At 67.2% G+C, this 17,719-nt stretch carries 15 protein-coding genes; 10 read left to right on the forward strand and 5 right to left on the reverse strand.

The genetic code is table 11. From position 1 onward, the window contains the following. Nucleotides 1–66: 66 nt before the first annotated feature. Both ACZ9GM_RS02085 and ACZ9GM_RS02090 read left to right on the forward strand, forming a co-directional pair. Nucleotides 67–465, forward strand: coding sequence for a helix-turn-helix domain-containing protein (locus tag ACZ9GM_RS02085; RefSeq protein ID WP_476037172.1), 399 nt, complete (start codon nt 67–69; stop codon nt 463–465). Nucleotides 466–515: 50 nt separating this feature from the next. After that, complete coding sequence (locus ACZ9GM_RS02090) at nt 516–737, forward strand: hypothetical protein (protein ID WP_476037173.1); 222 nt, start codon at nt 516–518, stop codon at nt 735–737. Nucleotides 738–989: 252 nt separating this feature from the next. On the opposite strand, the gene ACZ9GM_RS02095 is transcribed toward ACZ9GM_RS02090, so the two are convergent. Genes ACZ9GM_RS02095 through ACZ9GM_RS02105 form a run of 3 tightly spaced genes read right to left on the reverse strand, consistent with a single transcriptional unit; the run spans nt 990 to nt 3,470 of the window. After that, complete coding sequence (locus ACZ9GM_RS02095) at nt 990–2,384, reverse strand: NAD-dependent succinate-semialdehyde dehydrogenase (RefSeq protein ID WP_476037174.1); 1,395 nt, start codon at nt 2,382–2,384, stop codon at nt 990–992. Nucleotides 2,385–2,436: 52 nt separating this feature from the next. Then, on the reverse strand, nt 2,437–2,808 hold the full coding sequence (locus ACZ9GM_RS02100; RefSeq protein WP_291475649.1) for an AzlD domain-containing protein: 372 nt from the start codon (nt 2,806–2,808) through the stop codon (nt 2,437–2,439). Continuing rightward, complete coding sequence (locus tag ACZ9GM_RS02105; RefSeq protein WP_476037175.1) at nt 2,808–3,470, reverse strand: AzlC family ABC transporter permease; 663 nt, start codon at nt 3,468–3,470, stop codon at nt 2,808–2,810. The genes ACZ9GM_RS02100 and ACZ9GM_RS02105 overlap by 1 nt, the downstream gene beginning before the upstream one ends. Nucleotides 3,471–3,537: 67 nt before the next feature. Between ACZ9GM_RS02105 and ACZ9GM_RS02110 the strand changes: the two genes are divergently transcribed. The 6 genes from ACZ9GM_RS02110 to ACZ9GM_RS02135 all read left to right on the forward strand — a co-directional run bounded on the left by ACZ9GM_RS02110 (nt 3,538) and on the right by ACZ9GM_RS02135 (nt 10,419). Further along, nucleotides 3,538–4,095, forward strand: coding sequence for a helix-turn-helix domain-containing protein (locus ACZ9GM_RS02110; RefSeq protein ID WP_291475645.1), 558 nt, complete (start codon nt 3,538–3,540; stop codon nt 4,093–4,095). 245 nt (nt 4,096–4,340) lie between these two features. Beyond that, nucleotides 4,341–7,199: a valine--tRNA ligase gene (locus ACZ9GM_RS02115; protein WP_476037176.1), complete on the forward strand. Its 2,859-nt coding sequence runs from the start codon at nt 4,341–4,343 to the stop codon at nt 7,197–7,199. Then, nucleotides 7,199–8,758: a bifunctional tetrahydrofolate synthase/dihydrofolate synthase gene (gene folC / locus ACZ9GM_RS02120; RefSeq protein WP_291475641.1), complete on the forward strand. Its 1,560-nt coding sequence runs from the start codon at nt 7,199–7,201 to the stop codon at nt 8,756–8,758. Before ACZ9GM_RS02115 ends, folC begins: the two co-directional genes overlap by 1 nt. Further along, entirely contained in the window at nt 8,755–9,345 is a 591-nt protein-coding gene (locus ACZ9GM_RS02125; protein WP_291475639.1) for an LOG family protein, read from the forward strand. The genes folC and ACZ9GM_RS02125 overlap by 4 nt, the downstream gene beginning before the upstream one ends. Nucleotides 9,346–9,350: 5 nt before the next feature. Beyond that, nucleotides 9,351–9,818, forward strand: coding sequence for a DUF4233 domain-containing protein (locus ACZ9GM_RS02130; protein ID WP_291475637.1), 468 nt, complete (start codon nt 9,351–9,353; stop codon nt 9,816–9,818). A 52-nt stretch (nt 9,819–9,870) separates the two neighbouring features. Next, nucleotides 9,871–10,419: an NADPH-dependent FMN reductase gene (locus ACZ9GM_RS02135; RefSeq protein WP_476037177.1), complete on the forward strand. Its 549-nt coding sequence runs from the start codon at nt 9,871–9,873 to the stop codon at nt 10,417–10,419. A gap of 235 nt (nt 10,420–10,654) precedes the next feature. Here the strand turns inward: ACZ9GM_RS02135 and ACZ9GM_RS02140 are convergent, their stop codons facing one another. Next, nucleotides 10,655–11,755 (reverse strand): hypothetical protein, encoded by a 1,101-nt coding sequence (locus tag ACZ9GM_RS02140; RefSeq protein ID WP_476037178.1) that lies wholly within the window; start codon nt 11,753–11,755, stop codon nt 10,655–10,657. 104 nt (nt 11,756–11,859) lie between these two features. Between ACZ9GM_RS02140 and ndk the strand changes: the two genes are divergently transcribed. Next, nucleotides 11,860–12,276 (forward strand): nucleoside-diphosphate kinase, encoded by a 417-nt coding sequence (gene ndk / locus ACZ9GM_RS02145; RefSeq protein ID WP_476037179.1) that lies wholly within the window; start codon nt 11,860–11,862, stop codon nt 12,274–12,276. A 108-nt stretch (nt 12,277–12,384) separates the two neighbouring features. On the opposite strand, the gene ACZ9GM_RS02150 is transcribed toward ndk, so the two are convergent. Then, nucleotides 12,385–13,059 (reverse strand): hypothetical protein, encoded by a 675-nt coding sequence (locus tag ACZ9GM_RS02150; protein WP_476037180.1) that lies wholly within the window; start codon nt 13,057–13,059, stop codon nt 12,385–12,387. Nucleotides 13,060–13,412: 353 nt separating this feature from the next. On the opposite strand from ACZ9GM_RS02150, the gene ACZ9GM_RS02155 reads away from it, so the two are divergent. After that, nucleotides 13,413–17,444, forward strand: coding sequence for a translation initiation factor IF-2 N-terminal domain-containing protein (locus ACZ9GM_RS02155; RefSeq protein WP_476037181.1), 4,032 nt, complete (start codon nt 13,413–13,415; stop codon nt 17,442–17,444). The last annotated feature ends 275 nt before the right edge of the window (nt 17,445–17,719 follow it).

Raw genomic sequence — 17,719 nt, forward strand, 5'->3', positions numbered from 1 at the left:
CAGCAGAACAGAAAGCCCAAAATAATGTGCTGACAACTGAGGTTACCGCAACCAGATTTGTGATTCATGTACACCCCACCGCCCGACCTCGACTGGAAGACCTACGCGGTGGTCGTCGGTCAGCGGGTGAAGGCTCTACGGGTGGACCTGGACCTGACTCAGGAGAGGCTGGCAGAGCGGGCAGGGATCAGCCGCAACCAGATCCAGAACATCGAGCGTGGTCACGGTACGGGGGTAAACGGGCGCGTGACGAACATGTCGATGGAACACGTCTACCGCCTGGCCTACGCACTGGACGTTCCGCCGATCGTGCTGCTGCCGGACGTCGAGAAGGAGGTCGTTCCCCGCTGCCGTGCGGCTGAGCACCGCGAACCGATGAGTGGCCTCATGCATCGGACCATCGAGATCGACGTCGCCTGGCCGAGGGGCCTGCGGGTGGTGAAGCCGGGGAAGAGGGAAGACTGAGATCCTCAGTTGTGGGTCGGCGTCCGGGCCTCCGGGTAGAATCACCGGGTATGAATGACGACAGGACTGAAGACCAGAAGGTCGCCGCTGTCGCCACGTCGATGATCATGGCGGGGCAGCCGGTGATACCGGAGACCGAGCGCAAGGGGCGCAGGATTCTGCGTGGCGAGGTCTCGGCAGACCAGTCAGTGCTGGAACTGCTGGAACGACGTGGTTACGGGAACTCTGCACGTGCCAGGGAACTGCGGCGACGGATCGCCGCGAGCGCATAGGGGAGCGGCATGGGGGAAACGGTAGGGGCCGCGCCGGAGAACTTCTTCGGAATCACTGACAGTGCGGAACTCGAGGAACTGGGCGGCGAACTCGCCGCTAGACGACTGTACGAACTCGAAGTAACCGTGCAGCTCACGAGCTTCACCCGCGACGACCTGTGCCGGATCCGCCGCCGAGATCTTCCACGACATGATGGCCTTCCGTCGGGCGCATCCCCGCGGAATCCCGTACCGACCGGATCGGTGACCGCATCACTTCCGCAGCGAGCGCACCCGCACCAGGTGGTCGTTGCAGAACTCGCCGACGCCCCACTCGGCCAACTCGCGACCGTAGCCAGAGCGTCCCACACCGCCGAAGGGGAGTCCCGCCGCGGTGACCGAGGCCTCGTTGACGAAGGACATGCCGACCTCCAGCCGCGCCGCGGTCTGCTCCGCCAGTTCCAGGTCCGTGCCCCACACCGACCCGGACAGTCCGTAGTCGGAGTCATTGGCGATCCGCACGGCATCGTCCACGTCGGTGGCGCCGTAGACGATGGCGACCGGCCCGAAGACCTCGTTGCAGCCCACATCGGCGGACGGATCGACGTCGGTGAGCAGCGTCGGCTCCATGAACGCGCCGGGGCGCTCCAGCGCCCGACCACCCACACGCACCGTGGCAGTCCCGTCGGAGGACGCGGCCTCGAGACGCCTGACGATCTCATCACGGGCGTCGACCGAGGACAGCGGCCCCACATCGGCGTCCGGGTCGTCCCACTCACCCGGTAGCAGCGCACTGATCCGCTGCTCCAGGCCGGACACCACACGCTCGTAGTCGTCATCAAGGACGATCAGCCGCTTCGGCGCATTGCATGCCTGACCGGTGTTGTACATCCGCAGTCCCACATACCGGTCGAGGACGCGGTCCATGTCCTTGTCGGACAGTCCACCGAGGACGATGAACGGATCATTACCGCCGAGCTCCAGCAGTGACTTCTTGTAGTTCTCGCCAGCTGTCGCAGCCACAGCCGCACCCGCACGCTCCGAACCGGTCAGCGAGACTCCCGCGATCCGGGGGTCGGCGACGAAGGCGTCCATCTGGGAGCCGGAGGCGTAGATGTTCTGGAACACGCCGGCGGGCAGGCCGGCGTCCTCCAGAATGTCCTGGCAGGCCTGCGAGGACAGTGGGCAGATGGACGCGTGCTTGAGGACCAGGGAGTTGCCGAGCAGCAGGTTCGGCGCGGCCCAGCGGGCGACCTGGTAGTAGGGGAAGTTCCACGGCATGATGCCCAGCAGTGGGCCGACCGGGTCCTTGCGGACGTAGGTGTGCAGTGCATTCTGTGCCGGCAGTTCGCGGTCGGCGAGCAGCTCATGGGCGTGCTCGGCGTAGTACCGGTAGATGTCGACGACGATGCCGAGCTCGGCGCGCGCCCAGGAGGTGAGCTTGCCCATCTCGCGTCCGATATGGGACGCGAGCTCCTCGGTGTTCTGCTCGTAGAGGTCGGCGGCCCGGGCGAGGACGCGGGCCCGCTCGTCGACCGAGGTGGTGCGCCAGGAGTTGTAGGCCTCGGTCGCGCGGTCGAGGATGGCGTCCCGGTCGGAGTCCTCGATTCTCGTGAACGTGTCTTCGGTGGTGCCGGTGGACGGGTTGTTCAACTGGAAGGTGCTCATGGGCCCCGTTGTACGCGTCCTTACCGGCTACGTCACCCGTGTCGGTGACCGCTCACGCCACACCGAGCAGGCGAAGCACCGCGGTGGTCGCCATGGCCAGCAGAACAGCGAGGAGCATCGGCACCCGCCGCCACAGAGCGACGATTCCGACAGCTACGCCGAGGATGCGGGACAGCCCCGTGAGATCCTGTCCGTCGTAGGTGGCCTGTGTGGCGGCGACGGCGACGAGGATGACGACCGCCGCACGGTCGAGCCAGAGACGGACAGCCGCCGAGGAATCTCCGGATCCGGTGTCGGACGATCTGCCGGACGCAGCGGGGCCTCCCGCGGCGAGACGGCGTCCCCACAACACTCCGGCGAGCCGGATCAGGTAGGTGGCGACGATGAGGGCGCCGGCGGAGAGCAGGAAAATCTGTGTGTCCATCAGGCAGACCTCCGGGTCGACAGGGCCCAGGGCAGCAGGACGACCAGGGCGCAGACGGCGGCGAGGCCCGAGGGGACGACCGGTGTCGCCGAGAGGCTGACCACCGCGGCGGCGAGCGCGGCCAGCAGGGTGGGTCGCCGTCGGAGATCGGGGAGGACCATGGCGACGAGGATCACCGGGAAGGCCGCGTCCACCCCGAAGGCGTCGGTGTCGGTGAGTCCCGCCACCAGTTGCCCGGCCACAGCACCGCCGAGCCAGGAGAGGAGCAGGGCTATGCCGAGAACGGAGAACCGTCGCCACCGACGGTCGGCAGGTTCCCTGACCCGGGAAAACGCCATGGTCTCGTCGTTGACCAGGTGCGCGCCGGCGACTGCCCGCCAACCGCGGGGTGCGATGGTGCCGACGTTCATGCCGTAGGCGAGGTTCCGGGAGTTCACGAGGACGCCACCCAGCACCGCGGCGACCGGTGATCCACCGGCGCCGAGCGTGCCGACGAAGAGGATCTCGGCCGCGCCACCGTAGGCCAGCGCGGCGAGAAATGCGGTCTGCCAGAGGTGGAGCCCGGCCTGGTGGGACAGTGAGCCGTAGGAGAGACCGACGGCGATCAACGTCAGGCAGATGACGGCGCCGTCTTTCACTGCCGTTCTGTCTGATGGTGCCATGTTCTCTATATTGAACGATTGCGGAGGCGTTCGTCAAGATGGAAAATTGTCCCGTACTGTGAACGACATGTCGAAGGATACGCAGTACGACCATCAGCGCATGGGGTCCGCCCTGCGCGCCGAGCGGGAGAAGGTCGGACTGAGCCTCACTGAGGCAGCAGGCCGGGCGGGCATCGGGAAGTCCACACTCTCGGTCCTGGAGTCCGGTGCCGGCAATCCCAGCGTGGAGACACTCTGGTCGCTCGCCAGTGTCTACAACGTGCCGCTGTCCAGGATCATCGATCCGCCGACGCCCGACATCGACGTCACCCGGGCGGAGGAACTGAACTTCCTCGAGTCCGAGGACAGTGCCTACCGCGTGGCACTGGTCAGCCCGGGAGAGCCGTCGACCAGGCGGGACCTGTACTACATCACCGCAGGTCCGGGCACGGTGAAGTCCTCGAAGCCGCATCCCCGGGGGACCGTCGAGTACGTGTTCATCACCTCGGGCCGTGCGGTGGTCGGCGTGCAGGACCGGACGATCACGCTGGACGTCGGGGACTGCGTCCGCTACCCGGGGGATGTTCCGCACACCTTCGAGGCGTTGGAGGACGGCACGACGGGCGTCACCGTCGTGGAGGGGTAGCGGCCGGAACGGGGTGGCGCTGCCTCACCGGTACAGAAATAGTGGCCACAGGTCGCCCGATGCGGGTTTTTCCGACTCCTCGCCACTACTTCTGTACAAGGGGGTGCACGGGAACACACGGGAGCGCGAGGGATAAGCAGGGCGGCACCGGGGCTCTGGAACACAGGGGCAGTCGGAGCCCGGGAGGGGGAGAGGCCGCGACCGGGGCAGCGGAGTGCCGACCACAGGACCGCACTACCGAGCTGATGAACGACCGGTCACGGTCCACGTCCGTGCCTGCACTAGACTGTCTCACCGTGACTGATCAGACCAGCAGCAGCGCATCACGCAGCAACGAGTCAAGCGGCAACCGGGCCGACCGCCTCCCGAAGCAGTGGAACCCCACCGACGTAGAATCCGCCCTCTACCAGGGCTGGGTTGACGCCGGCTACTTCCATGCGGACGCCACCAGTGACCGTAGGCCGTTCTCTATCGTGCTCCCGCCGCCGAACGTCACCGGCCAGCTGCACATGGGTCACGCCCTCGACCACACCCTCATGGACTCGATGGCCCGCCGTAAGCGCATGCAGGGCTACGAGGTCCTGTGGCTGCCGGGCTCCGACCATGCCGGCATCGCGACCCAGACCAAGGTCGAGGCGACGCTCAAGGAGACCGAGGGCAAGGACCGCTTCGACTACGGCCGCGAGGAATTCGTCGACCGCGTCTGGGAGTGGAAGCACAGGTTCGGTGGTGTCATCCAGAGCCAGATGCGCGCCATCGGCGACTCGGTCGACTGGGAGCGTGAACGTTTCACCCTTGACGACGGCCTGTCCAAGGCCGTCCAGACCATCTTCAAGGAGCTCTTCGACCGCGGCCTGATCTACCGTGCGAAGCGCCTGGTCAACTGGTCCCCGGTGCTGCGCACCGCCATCTCCGACATCGAGGTCGTCTACTCCGACGACGAGGGTGAGCTGGTCACCCTGCGCTACGGCGATGTCGAGGGCAAGGGCCCGCACGCCGATGTCGCGACCACCCGGGTCGAGACGATGCTCGGCGATGTCGCCGTCGCCGTCCACCCGGATGACGAGCGCTACAAAGACCTCGTCGGCACGACGCTGCCGCACCCGTTCATCGAGGGACGCGGCATGGTCGTCATCGCCGACGACTACGTCGACCCGGAGTTCGGCACCGGCATGGTGAAGATCACCCCGGCGCACGACCCGAACGACTTCGCCATGGGCCAGCGCCACAACCTCGAGATGCCCGAGGTCATCGACGAGACCGGCCACATCGCGGGCACCGGCACGCAGTTCGACGGCCTGGACCGCTTCGAGGCCCGTGAGCAGATCCGCCTGGCACTCGACGAGCAGGGCCGCGTCCTCAAGCGCATCCACCCCTACGTCCACTCCGTGGGTCACTCCGAGCGCTCCGGCGAGGCCATCGAGCCGCGCCTGTCCGAGCAGTGGTGGGTCAAGGTCGACGAGCTCGCGAAGATGGCCGGAGACGCCGTCCGTGAGGGCGACACCGTCATCCACCCCGCCTCCCAGGAGCCGCGCTGGTTCGACTGGGTCGACGACATGCACGACTGGTGCATCTCCCGTCAGCTGTGGTGGGGTCACCGGATTCCGATCTGGTACGGACCGGACGGCGAGATCGTCTGCTGCGGTCCCGACGACGAGAAGCCGACCGGTGAGGGCTGGCACCAGGAGAGCGATGTCCTGGACACCTGGTTCTCCTCGGCACTGTGGCCGTTCTCCACGATGGGCTGGCCGGACAAGACCGATGAGCTCGCGAAGTTCTATCCGACCTCCGTGCTGGTCACCGGCTACGACATCCTGTTCTTCTGGGTCGCCCGCATGATGATGTTCGGCACCTTCGCCGACACCATCGACGGTTCCACCCTCGGTACCGGCGAGTCCGGCACGAGTGCCGCCGAGCGTGGCGGACGCCCGCAGGTGCCCTTCACCGACGTCTTCCTCCACGGCCTCGTCCGTGACGAGCACGGCCGCAAGATGTCGAAGTCCCTGGGCAACGGCATCGACCCGATGGACTGGGTCCGTGACTACGGTGCGGACGCCCTGCGCTTCACCCTCGCCCGCGGTGCCAACCCCGGCACCGACCTGCCGATCGGTGAGGACTCGGCGCAGTCCTCCCGCAACTTCGCCACCAAGCTCTTCAACGCCACGAAGTTCGCGCTGATGAACGGTGCCGAGGTCCTCGGTGAGAACGAGAAGCAGAACTTCCCGGCCCGTGCGGACCTCACCGACGCCGACCGTTGGATCCTCGACGAGCTCGAGGAACTGCGCGCCCTGGTGGACACCCACCTGGACCGCTACGAGTTCGCCGTTGCCAACGAGGCCCTCTACCGCTTCGCCTGGAACGAGTTCTGCGACTGGTACCTGGAGATCGCCAAGGTCCAGATCCCGCGCGACTGGGACGCCGCCACCGATGCCGAGAAGACCCGTGGCAAGAACACCCGTCTGGTGCTCGGCCGCGTCCTCGACACGGTCCTGCGTCTGCTGCACCCGTCGATGCCCTTCGTCACCGAGACCCTGTGGACCGTCCTCACCGACGGTGCGGAGGGCTACCCGACGAGCCTTGTCGTCGCATCCTGGCCGACGCCCTCGGACACCAACGGGGGAGTGGCAGCCGACGAGGACGCCGCCCGCCGCATCGCCGACGTCGACAAGCTCGTCACCGAGCTGCGTCGTTTCCGCGCCGACCAGGGTGTCAAGCCCACCCAGAAGGTCCCGGCCCGCTTCGACGCCGCCGCCGTCGACCTCGTCGAGCAGGAGGACGCCGTCCGCTCGATCGTCAAGGTCACCGAGCCGGAGGACGGGTTCACCCCGACCGCGAGCGTCGAACTGCGCCTGTCGACCGCGACCCTGACCGTGGAGCTGGACACCTCCGGCACCGTGGACGTCGCCGCCGAGCGCAAGCGACTGGAGAAGGATCTCGCCGAGGCGAACAAGGAACTGGACCGCGCCGCGAAGAAGCTGGGCAACGAGGGCTTCCTCGCCAAGGCTCCCGAGCATGTCGTGGCCAAGATCCGTGAGCGTCAGCAGATCGCCGTCGAAGAGGTCGAGCGCATCTCCGCCCGCCTCGCCGAGCTGCCGGAGAAGTAGTGGCTGACGAAGAGAACACCAACGAACTCAACGAGGCTCTCACCGAGGACCAGCACGGCGGCTTCGGCGAGGTGAATCTCGGCGAGTCCGGCCTGGACCTGCCCATAGACCTCAACGAGCCCGCCGCGGATGAGACCCCGGTACACAACCCGGTGACCCCCGAGGACCTCGCCGCCCTGGCGCAGGTCGAGTCGGAGCTCAACGAGCGCTGGAACGAGACCCACATCGACCCGACCCTGGACCGCATCCGGGAGCTCATGGACCTGCTGGGCAACCCGCAGCGCTCCTACCAGTCGATCCACATCGCCGGCACGAACGGCAAGACCTCCACGGTGCGCATGGTCGAGTCACTGCTGCGCGCCTTCCACCGACGCACCGGCCGGACCACCAGCCCGCACCTGCAGATCGCCACCGAGCGCATCGCGATCGACGGCCAGCCGATGCACCCGGCCGACTATGTCCGCATCTGGCGGGAGATCGAGCCCTACGTCGACATGGTGGACGCCGCGTCCGAGGTCAAGGGTGGCCCCCGGATGTCCAAGTTCGAGGTACTCGTCGCGATGGCCTACGCCGCTTTCGCCGACGCCCCGGTCGACGTCGCTGTCGTCGAGGTCGGTATGGGCGGACGCTGGGACGCCACGAACGTCATCGACGCCGACGTCTCCGTCATCATGCCCGTCGGCCTGGACCACACCGACTACCTCGGCGACACGATCGCCGAGATCGCCGCGGAGAAGGCGGGGATCATCAAGTCCCGCTGGGACCGCGACGACCTGCTGACCCCGCCGGACAATGTCACCGTCGTCTCCGAGCAGGACCCGGAGGCCATGGAGGTCATCCTCAGGAAGGCCGTCGAGGTCGACTCCTCGGTGGCCCGTGCCGGTGCGGAGTTCGGCGTCGTCGAATCCGGCATCGCCGTCGGTGGTCAGACGCTGACCATCCGTGGTCTCGGCGGGACCTACGACAACATCTTCCTTCCGCTCTCGGGTGCCCACCAGGCGCGCAATGCCGCTGTGGCCCTGGCTGCGGTGGAGGCCTTCTTCGGTGCCGGGGCAGGACGCCAGCTCGACCTCGAGACTGTCCGACGCGGCTTCGCCCAGGTGCAGTCGCCGGGTCGGCTTGAGCGGGTCCGCGCCACCCCGTCGATCTTCATCGACGCGACCCACAACCCTCACGGGGCCAAGGCCCTGGCCGAGGCCGTGGACCGCGACTTCTCCTTCCGACGCCTGGTCGGCGTCCTCGGGATCCTCGGTGACAAGGACGCCCGAGGCATTCTCGCCGCCCTGGAGCCGGTGCTCGACGAGGTGGTGGTGACCCACAACGGGTCACCGCGTGCTCTGGACGTCGAGACCCTGGCCGAATACGCCCGCGATGCCTTCGGTGAGGAGCGGGTGCATGTCGCCGCGGCCCTGCCCGGAGCGGTTGAACTGGCCGTGGAGCTGGCCGAGGATGACGGCGGCTTCGACGGCGGCATGGTCTCCGGGGCCGGTGTGCTGATCACCGGCTCGGTCGTCACCGCCGGTGAGGCCCGCACCCTGTTCGGCAAGGATCCGGCATGACGTCGGTGGCTGAGCAGCAGGTGAAGCGTGTCGCCCTGTACCTCGGGTCGGCGGCCGGGAACTCCCCGGCCTATGAGGAGGCCACGGTCCGGACCGTGCAGGTGCTCGCCGAGGCCGGCTACGAGCTGGTCTACGGCGGTGGCTCCGTCGGGCTCATGGGTGTTGCGGCGGACACCGCGCTGGACGCCGGCATGCCGGTCCACGGTGTCATCACCCGTCACCTCATGGACGGCGAGACCGGTCACCTGGGTCTGGACACCCTCGACATCGTCGAGACCATGACCGAGCGCAAGGAGCGGATGGCGTCGATGGCGGACGCCATGGTCACCCTGCCCGGCGGTATCGGCACGCTCGAGGAGTTCTTCGAGGTGTGGGTAGGCCAGGTGCTCGGCGTCCACCACAAGCCGGTCGCACTCGTCGACGTGGACGACTACTGGCAACCGATGGCGGACATGCTCGACCACATGGTGGCCCGTGGGTTCTTCGCCCAGGACCACCGGGACCGCCTCATCCGGGTGGAGGATCCGGCGGAACTTCCGGCCGCGTTGGACCTGTGGACCCCTGCTGCGGCAAAGTGGAGCAGGTGAGCGAGATGAGTGACGACAACAGGCGGGGCAAGGGCCCCGAGGTCGGCCCCCTGGGCATGGGCCATGACCCCCAGATCGACCCGTTCAAGGGACTCAAGGGGATGATGGCCGGCATCATGATCATGGAGGCGCTGGCCGTCTTCCTCATCCTCCCCACCATCGGCAAGCTGTGGGACGGCGAGCATGCCACCGCCTTCAACATGACCTACATCGCGGTTCTTGCGGTGGCGATGACCGTGGCGTCCTTCCTGCAGTTCAGGTCCTTCGCCGACCCGATGAACATCGTGCTGCAGGTGCTGCTGCTGATCGGCGGCATCGTGGTGCACCCGATCGTGTTCATTGTCGCGGTGCTGTTCATCGCCGCGTGGTGGTACACGTACTACCTGCGTGGGCATCTCAAGCAGCGGATGGAGCGGGGGCTGCTGCCGGCGCAGCACGTGTGGGTCGACGAGAACAAGGACTCGCGGATGTGATACCCGCCATATAGTTGACGCGTCAACTAATCTGCCGGTATAACTGGTCGGCATGACAAGTACTCCCCGTATCGGCATCCTCGCCGGCACCGTCCGCGAAGGCCGCAACTCCATCAAGATCGCCGACTGGGCGCAGCAGACCCTCGCTGCCGCCGGTATCGACGCCACCTTCGAGGTCATCGACCTCGCCGCCCAGGAGCTGGGCAAGTTCACCTCCGCCACCCCGCCGCGCATGCACCAGGGGGCCTACGAGGAGCTGGAGCTGGCCGCCTGGTCCGAGAAGATCGCCGGCTTCGACGGCTTCATCTTCGCCACCGGCGAGTACAACGGTTCCGTCCCGGGTGTCATGAAGAATGCCGTGGACTCCCTCTTCGTCGAGTGGACCGAGAAGCCCGTCGGCTTCATCGGCTGGGGCTCCACCGGGGCATCCTCCGCCCTGGAGCACTGGCACACCATCGTCACCTTCCTGGGCATGAAGCTCACCGGTGAGGACCTCAAGCTGCCCTTCGCCGAGGTCTTCCCGGACTTCCGGTTCACCCCGGGTGACGCGCAGAATGCTGCCGTCGTCGAGCTCGGCAAGGCCGTCGCCGCCGCTGTGTAGGTATCCGGCCCGGGGACCGATCCCGGGCACGAGCTTTCCCGGTCCGGCTCCAGGGGCCGGCCCCGACCTCCGGCCCTGCCCTCCGGCCCTGACCCCCCCAGGTCAAACATTATGCATGCTGTAGTGCGCACTACAGACTACGGAAATGTCTTTGAACTGCGGGTTTACCGGTGGTTGATGCCGGTGAGAATGCACAATGTGACTGCACAATCTGCCACCAGTCGGTCGCAGTCGGTCACAGCCGTGACAGGCAGAGCTTCAACGCATCAGCGACGGTCTTCCACAGCAGTTCGTCGTCATTGAGATGACCGTAGGTCAGCCGGAGCGAGTACCACCCGAGGTTCCCCAGTTCGGCGGTGATCCGGGAATCTCGGTCCCGCTGAGATCTCGCCAGATGCCCCGACCCGTCATACTGCAATCCCAGCCGGTACTCGGTGATCCCCAGGTCCAGTCGGGCGACAATGCGACCTATCCCTGGCGTCCCGCCGTGGACCGGGTCGGACGCCGACCCGTCAGCATGGACGACCAGTTGCGGGACCACCGCAGGCAGTGACGGTATCGTGCCCCGCGCATTCAGGATCCGGAGCATCCGCCGTACCTTCAGCCGCATCACGGTCTCCATGGGGGAATCTGTCCCCTTGTCGGCGACGGACACAATCCGCTTCAGCGTCCGCGCCGAGAACTGGTCGCGGCAGGCATCCGGCAGGACAGTGGGGGAGAGATCGAAAAGCGCGCAGAAAGCGTCGACGGTCTGGACCATCTGGACGCCACGGTCAGTCAGCCCCGTTCCCTGGATCGGGAACCACCGGTGGTCTCCCCGCCAGACTGACTGGAGACAGTGGATCAGAGTCAGGACCGGAGGAGTTACCCGCAGGTCCGGGGTCAACGTGTCGATCTGCATATCGGGGACATTTTTCAGAGACGGCGTCCGGCGCCTGACCGTGCAGTCGTCGACATTTCTGGCGGTGCGTGGTGTGGTGTCGCCGATCATGCAGGTGTCGGCGTCATCGCAGAACCAGGGCAGGCCCCATGCATCGGCGGCTGACCAGGCCGACAGCGTCCATCCCGGATGTCGGTCGGCCTGTATCCGGGAACGGGTCAGTGCGTCGAGGTGGAACGCGTGTCCGCGGGGATGTTGACCGGCCCCACGGGCGACATCCTTGTCCGTACGCACTGAACTGACCGGTACCCACAGGCCGTTGACCTGCGTGTATCTCTCGTCCGGTGGTGACTCCCCGGGAAGGGCCACCGGCACAGGACGCGCAGTAGTGCGCAGCGCTTCGGGCTCCTCCCACGCGGACGCCACAATCTTGTCGATCTCCCCACCCCAGTACATTGATGACCCCGCCCTCTACGGTCTCTGTTCCCCTGCGCCCCCTCGGCACACCATCGGGCACCCATGATACGGGAGTTTCAGGGACGTCCGGTACCCTGTCCGGCATGACTGAACGCACTCTCATCCTCATCAAGCCGGACGGGGTCCAGCGCGGACTCGTCGGCGAGATCATCGCCCGCATCGAGCGCAAGGGCCTGACCCTGGCCGCCCTCGACCTGCGACTGACCGACCGCGCCACCGCTGAGAAGCACTACGCCGAGCACGAGGGCAAGCCCTTCTACGAGGGTCTCGTCGAGTTCGTCACCTCCGCTCCGCTGATCGCGGGTGTCGTTGAGGGCGAGCGCGCCATCGAGGCCTGGCGTCAGATCGCCGGCGGTACCGACCCGGTGTCCGCCGCCACCCCCGGCACCATTCGCGGCGACTTCGCCCTCTCCGTCGGTGAAAATGTCGTCCACGGTTCGGACTCTGTGCTCTCCGCCGAGCGCGAGATCGGGATCTGGTTCCCGGAGCTCGCCAAGTAGCGTTGCCCTTCCGACCCTCGTGGTCGCGAGATCTGCCACCCCTCAGGTCACTGTCCGGGTCTCCCGGCGTCCTGAGGGGTGGCAGAATTCTGTCTGGACAGGCTTCTTTCAGGTCGCCGGGCGCGCAGTGTCGGCTGCGTCAGCCGCGCCGGTCCCGCTAAGCCTGATCCAGTCGACCCGTTCACCGGACCGTTCCCGCTCAGTGACAACGACGAGTTTGTCCCGGGCAGCGAGGTCGGCGATGGTCTCCGAGACCTCGTCGGCGCTCATCCCCATGGCCTCCGCTTCGTGAATGAGTGCGCTGCGGTTGACCTGACGTCCGGAGGGGACGGCGTTGAGGCTGAGGAGCAGTCGGCTCATCGTCCGGACGCCGTGGCCGGTGGGGACCGGGATGTTCCTGGTGCGGTCGGTGGTCAGCGTCCACCATATGAGCGCACAGCCGGTGCCGACGGTGACGACACCTGCCCAGATCCACCCGAGCACGTCGTCCTCGATGGTCCGGCCGAAGGTCAGGGCGGCGTACACCAGTGTCACGATGACCATCGGCGCCCACGTATCGAAGGCGCTGCGGTGAGGCATTTCGGCGTCCGGTGTCATCGGGGCGTGGTCGTTGGGGCGGAAGCCGCGGCGCCGGTTGCGGACGGTCAGCAGTGCCCAGCCGATCAGCATGAGGGCGAGGAACGTCCAGGTGACGGCGATGTCAGCCAGAGGGGAGGCGGAGAGTCCGGCGACGATCGTGGTCAGTGCGGAGAGTCCGACACGGAGAGAGATGGCTGAGGACATTGCTCCAGGGTATCCGGAGACTGTGAATGGCCGATGGTCCGGAGAAGAAAATCACGGTGTGAGGTAGCCGATGCCGTGTGCAACAAAGGTCTTGCCGGGTGTTGTGACAGAATGGTCGATGGACGTGCAGCACCTGTCAGGCAACACAGAGCCGATGAACCGGAGTGCGCACCTCCGTGAAGAGCTTCCAGACATCAATATTGCGGCGTCCCGGCCCACGAACGACCGACGCTCGGTGAGAGGCAGCGACATGCGCCCGCCGAATTGATGGACGCCGCGCCCGTACAAGGAGAACAGTGGCTAAAACCAGCCAGGAACTTGCGGCATCAGCCGCGGGAATCACAATCGAAGACATGGGGGAGAAGGTCCGCGTCCACGCGCTGGCCAAGGCCCTCGACGTGCCCAGCGCCGAACTGGTGCAGGTGCTCACCGCGCAGGGGATCGAGGGCAAGCGTGCCACCTCGACTCTGCCGAAGGCCCAGGTCGGGGAGCTTCTCACCGCCCTGACAGCTGCCGGTGCCCCGGCGGAGGCCGGGAAGAAGACTCCGGCGAAGCGGACCCGCAAGGCTGCGCCTAAAAAGGCCGCTGCAAAGAAGACCACCGCGAAGAAGGCTCCGGCCAAGAAGGCCGCAGCCGAGGAGGCCTCCGCCGAGGACGCCCCGGTCGAGGCTGCGGCTGCGGAGAAGAGCGCAGAGAAAGCTGCGGCGAAGAAACCGGACACGCGGGCTGCGACCGCGAAGAAGACTCCGGCCAAACGCACCCGCAAGACCACCGCCAAGAAGGCGACGCCGAAGAAGGTCGAGCCCACGCAGGACACCGCTGTGAAGGAGGAGTCGACGCAGCACGCCGTCGCTCAGGACGCGGCACAACAGGCTGACGTCACAACGGCCGAGCCCGGGAAGACGAGCGCCCGGAAGTCTCCCGCGAAGAAGACCACGGCGAAGAAGTCGGCGGCAAAGAAGACCACTCCGAAGGACGGGGAATCGTCCGCCCCGGCTGTTTCTGAGCAGGCCGCTGAGCTGGTCGCCGAGCAGGCCACTGCACCGACCGTCGAGGAGAAGCCGGCGACGAAGACCACGTCGCGTCGGCCGCGTCGTGGACGCAAGGCCGCCGCTGCGGCGAAGGCCGAGGCGGCCGCCGACACCGCATCCTCCGCCGACACCGTGGACGATCTCATCGACCGCATCGCCGGATCGGTGGAGGCTCCGGAGGACGCGAAGCCCAGGCAGACGGCATCCAAGAAGAGAGCGAAGCAGACCGGGCCGAAGAGCGGGAAGGCGGCGGAGCCGAAGACTGAGGTTGTCGAGGCCTCTGAGACCTCTGAGACCGCCCAGTCTCCCGAGGCGGAGAGCCCCCGACCGGTGCGTCGTCGCGTCGTGCGTCGGGTCGGTTCCCGCAGTGCCGCGTCGGACGCCGAACTTCTGCGCAACCGCAAGGCTGAACAGCGCCGCGCCGCCGAGGCCGCCGCCGGGCAGTCGACGGAGAAGACCGACGGGAAGGCGGAGCAGGCTGAGAGCTCCGAGGACGACACCGCGTCCGCCCAGCCCTCCGGCAACCGCAGCCAGCGTCGCGGCCGTCGGGGTCGTGGCCGCGGCCGCGGTGACCAGGACCGCCAGAACCAGGGCGACAACCGGAACGAGCCGGTCACCCAGGCTTCCGAGACCACCGACCAGGCACCCGAGACGTCCGAGGCGTCCGAGCCGCCCGAGGCTCCGCTGGAGCCCGCCGACGATCACGGCGTCCCCGGTGGCCTGCCGGTGCTCACCGAAGGCGCGGAGGTCGTCGACGAGCCGGTGAAGCTCAGGGGCTCCACCCGCCTGGAGTCGAAGAAGCGCTGGCGTCAGGAACAGGGCCACGACAAGAAGAAGGTCGTCAGCAAGGCCGAGTTCCTCGCCCGTCGTGAGAACGTCGACCGCTCGATGGTCGTCCGCGACTCCGAGCGCTCCGACCACCCCGGCACGACCACCCAGGTCGGCATCACCGAGGACGGGATGCTCGTCGAGCACTTCGTCACCAGTGAGACCCAGACGTCGATCATCGGCAACATCTACCTGGGCCGCGTCCAGAATGTGCTCTCCAGCATGGAGGCCGCCTTCATCGACATCGGAACCGGACGCAACGCCGTCCTCTACGCCGGTGAGGTCGACTGGCGGAACAAGCACCTGCACACCCGCACCCGTCGCATCGAGGCCGCGCTGAAGCCCGGCGACCAGGTTCTCGTCCAGGCGATCAAGGACCCGCTGGGCCACAAGGGTGCCCGCCTGACCAACCGCCTGAGCTTCGCCGGCCGCTACCTCGTGTACGTGCCCGGCGGCAAGACCCAGGGCATCTCCCGCAAGCTGCCCGAGTCCGAGCGTAAGCGTCTCAAGGAGATCCTCGGCCGCGTCGTCCCGGACAACGGCGGCACGATCATCCGGACCGCCGCCGAGGGTGTGTCCGAGGAGCTCATCGCCGAGGACGTCAACCGCCTCGACCAGCGTTGGCTCGATATCCAGGACGCCGAGGAGAAGGCACGGGCCCGCAAGGGCTCCCACCCGGTGACCATGTACGAAGAGCCGAACATGCTCGTCAAGGTCATCCGCGACATCTTCAACGAGGACTTCAATGAACTCGTCGTCGACGGCGAGAAGTCCTGGGCGGTCGTGCGCGACTACGTCCACCGGATCGCCCCGGACCTGGAGTCTCGCGTGGTGCGTTACCACCCCGAGCAGCACGGTGGACGCGATGTCTTCGAGGACCGTCAGCTCGACGAGCAGCTCGCCAAGGCGCTCAGCCGCAAGGTCTGGTTGCCGTCCGGCGGCTACCTCATCATCGACCGCACCGAGGCGATGACCGTCATCGACGTGAACACCGGCAGCTTCGTCGGCTCCGGCGGAAACCTCGAGGAGACCGTCACCCTCAACAACCTCGAGGCCGCCGAGGAGATCGTCCGGCAGATGCGTCTGCGGGACATGGGCGGCATGATCGTCGTCGACTTCATCGACATGGTCCTGCCGGAGAACCGCGACCTCATGCTGCGTCGTCTCAGCGAATTCCTCGGTCGCGACCGGACCCGTCACAAGGTCTCCGAGGTCACCAGCCTCGGCCTGGTGCAGATGACGCGCAAGCGCCTCGGCACCGGACTGCTCGAGACGTTCTCGACCGAATGCCCGACCTGCGAGGGACGAGGCGTCATCATCCACGATGACCCGGTCGAGCACGTCGAGGAGGAGGACGACCGTCACGAGCGGCGCGACCACGGTCACCGCTCCGAGAAGCGTCAGGCCCGCGACCAGCAGGAGACGCGGCGGCGGCACGAGAAGAACCGCGAGGACGCCACCTCCGACCGTCCGGCGAAGAACGGACAGCAGGAAGTTCCGGCTATGGAGAGATCCGAGGAGAACCGGGAGTCCGGGGATCCGCAGGAGAAGCGCCCCGGGTCCGGCCCGTCGCAGGGCAGGTCCCGACGGACCCGTCGTGGATCCCGCGCCGGTGGCCAGGCAGATGAGAAGGCACCGGAGCAGTCCCGGTCGAAGGCAGAGACCAAGTCCCAGCCGAAGGCTGAATCCGAGGCCGCACCGGAGCACTCCGGGGAGTCCCAGGGCTCCCGTCGTGGACGCCGTCGCGTGGTGCGTCGCAACGAGACCGGTCAGCCGGAGCAGTCGCGTCATGACAACCGCGGTGCCCGTGAAGACCGTGGCTCCCGTGGTGCAGGCAGTGCCGGTCGTGCCGGTCGTGCCGGTCGTGCCGGTCGTGCCGGTCGTGCCGGTCGTGCCGCCGGTGATGTCGCCGCGATCGCCGCACAGGCGGTGCAGCACGCCGGGATCGAGGATCCGGACGAGCCCACCGGTGCCGACTACGTGCCGAATGAGCCGCAGGAGACCGTATCCTCCCCCGCATCCGCCCCGGAGGTTGCTCCGGAGTCGGGCACGGACCGTCGTGGTCGTCGCCGGGTGCGCCGTGTGGTGCGTCCTGCCGAGGGGCATGCCCCCGAGCAGAAGGCAGATGAGAAGAAGCAGCCGCAGCGGAAGACCCAGCCGAAGACCCAGCCGAAGACCCAGCAGAAGTCTGAGCCGACGGCGGAGTCGAAGGCCGCTACCGAGGCCCCGTCCGTCGGACAGAGCTTCGCTGAGGCGAAGGCCGAGTTCGACGCCTCGCCGCGTCGTCGTCGACGGACCCGGGGCCGCTCCCGGTCGGACGTCGCCCCGCAGCCCGCCGACTTCGCCGGTGCGGGGTCGACCCCGGAGGCGGCGTCCTTCCCGGAGCGGGTGGAGAAGTCTCAGCCTGGGGTTGAGGTCTCCGCGCCGCGGTCGAAGGCACCGAAGAAGTCGCAGGAAACCCCGGTGACCAGCGGTGCGCCGGCGTCCCGGCGAGGTCGCCGTCGGGTGGTACGCAGCAGTCGTTAGGGCACACAGACCCGGACGGCGGGGGGATTTTGTCCTTCCCTGTCCGGGCAGGTAGTCTTGAGCGGTCGCTGTTCGACTGTCAGTGCTGTGTGCCTTCAACGGGTGCGCGGGACATTCCGGCCGCCGGATCCACGGATCCAGGTGCCGGCCGCACGAGGTCGAACGCAGTGAAAGCAAGTTAGTCCAGTCAGTCCGTTTCCTCGGAACTCTCCGGTTCTCCGGCAGAGGGTGGGGGAGCTGCCTGAGCCGAGTAGAGAAACAAAGGGGTAGCCCTT

Source organism: Corynebacterium sp. UD i78 (assembly GCF_056280545.1).

Excerpts from the sequence above, each read along its gene's own strand:
- ACZ9GM_RS02155 (WP_476037181.1), top strand. The coding sequence starts at position 13,413 with ATGGGGGAGAAGGTCCGCGTCCACGCGCTGGCCAAGGCCCTCGACGTG.
- ACZ9GM_RS02115 (WP_476037176.1), top strand. The coding sequence starts at position 4,341 with ATGAACGACCGGTCACGGTCCACGTCCGTGCCTGCACTAGACTGTCTC.
- ACZ9GM_RS02125 (WP_291475639.1), top strand. The coding sequence starts at position 8,755 with ATGACGTCGGTGGCTGAGCAGCAGGTGAAGCGTGTCGCCCTGTACCTC.
- ACZ9GM_RS02090 (WP_476037173.1), top strand. The coding sequence starts at position 516 with ATGAATGACGACAGGACTGAAGACCAGAAGGTCGCCGCTGTCGCCACG.
- ACZ9GM_RS02135 (WP_476037177.1), top strand. The coding sequence starts at position 9,871 with ATGACAAGTACTCCCCGTATCGGCATCCTCGCCGGCACCGTCCGCGAA.
- ACZ9GM_RS02100 (WP_291475649.1), bottom strand. The coding sequence starts at position 2,808 with ATGGACACACAGATTTTCCTGCTCTCCGCCGGCGCCCTCATCGTCGCC.
- ACZ9GM_RS02130 (WP_291475637.1), top strand. The coding sequence starts at position 9,351 with ATGAGTGACGACAACAGGCGGGGCAAGGGCCCCGAGGTCGGCCCCCTG.
- ACZ9GM_RS02140 (WP_476037178.1), bottom strand. The coding sequence starts at position 11,755 with ATGTACTGGGGTGGGGAGATCGACAAGATTGTGGCGTCCGCGTGGGAG.
- ACZ9GM_RS02110 (WP_291475645.1), top strand. The coding sequence starts at position 3,538 with ATGTCGAAGGATACGCAGTACGACCATCAGCGCATGGGGTCCGCCCTG.
- ACZ9GM_RS02095 (WP_476037174.1), bottom strand. The coding sequence starts at position 2,384 with ATGAGCACCTTCCAGTTGAACAACCCGTCCACCGGCACCACCGAAGAC.
- ACZ9GM_RS02085 (WP_476037172.1), top strand. The coding sequence starts at position 67 with ATGTACACCCCACCGCCCGACCTCGACTGGAAGACCTACGCGGTGGTC.
- ACZ9GM_RS02105 (WP_476037175.1), bottom strand. The coding sequence starts at position 3,470 with ATGGCACCATCAGACAGAACGGCAGTGAAAGACGGCGCCGTCATCTGC.
- ndk (WP_476037179.1), top strand. The coding sequence starts at position 11,860 with ATGACTGAACGCACTCTCATCCTCATCAAGCCGGACGGGGTCCAGCGC.
- ACZ9GM_RS02150 (WP_476037180.1), bottom strand. The coding sequence starts at position 13,059 with ATGTCCTCAGCCATCTCTCTCCGTGTCGGACTCTCCGCACTGACCACG.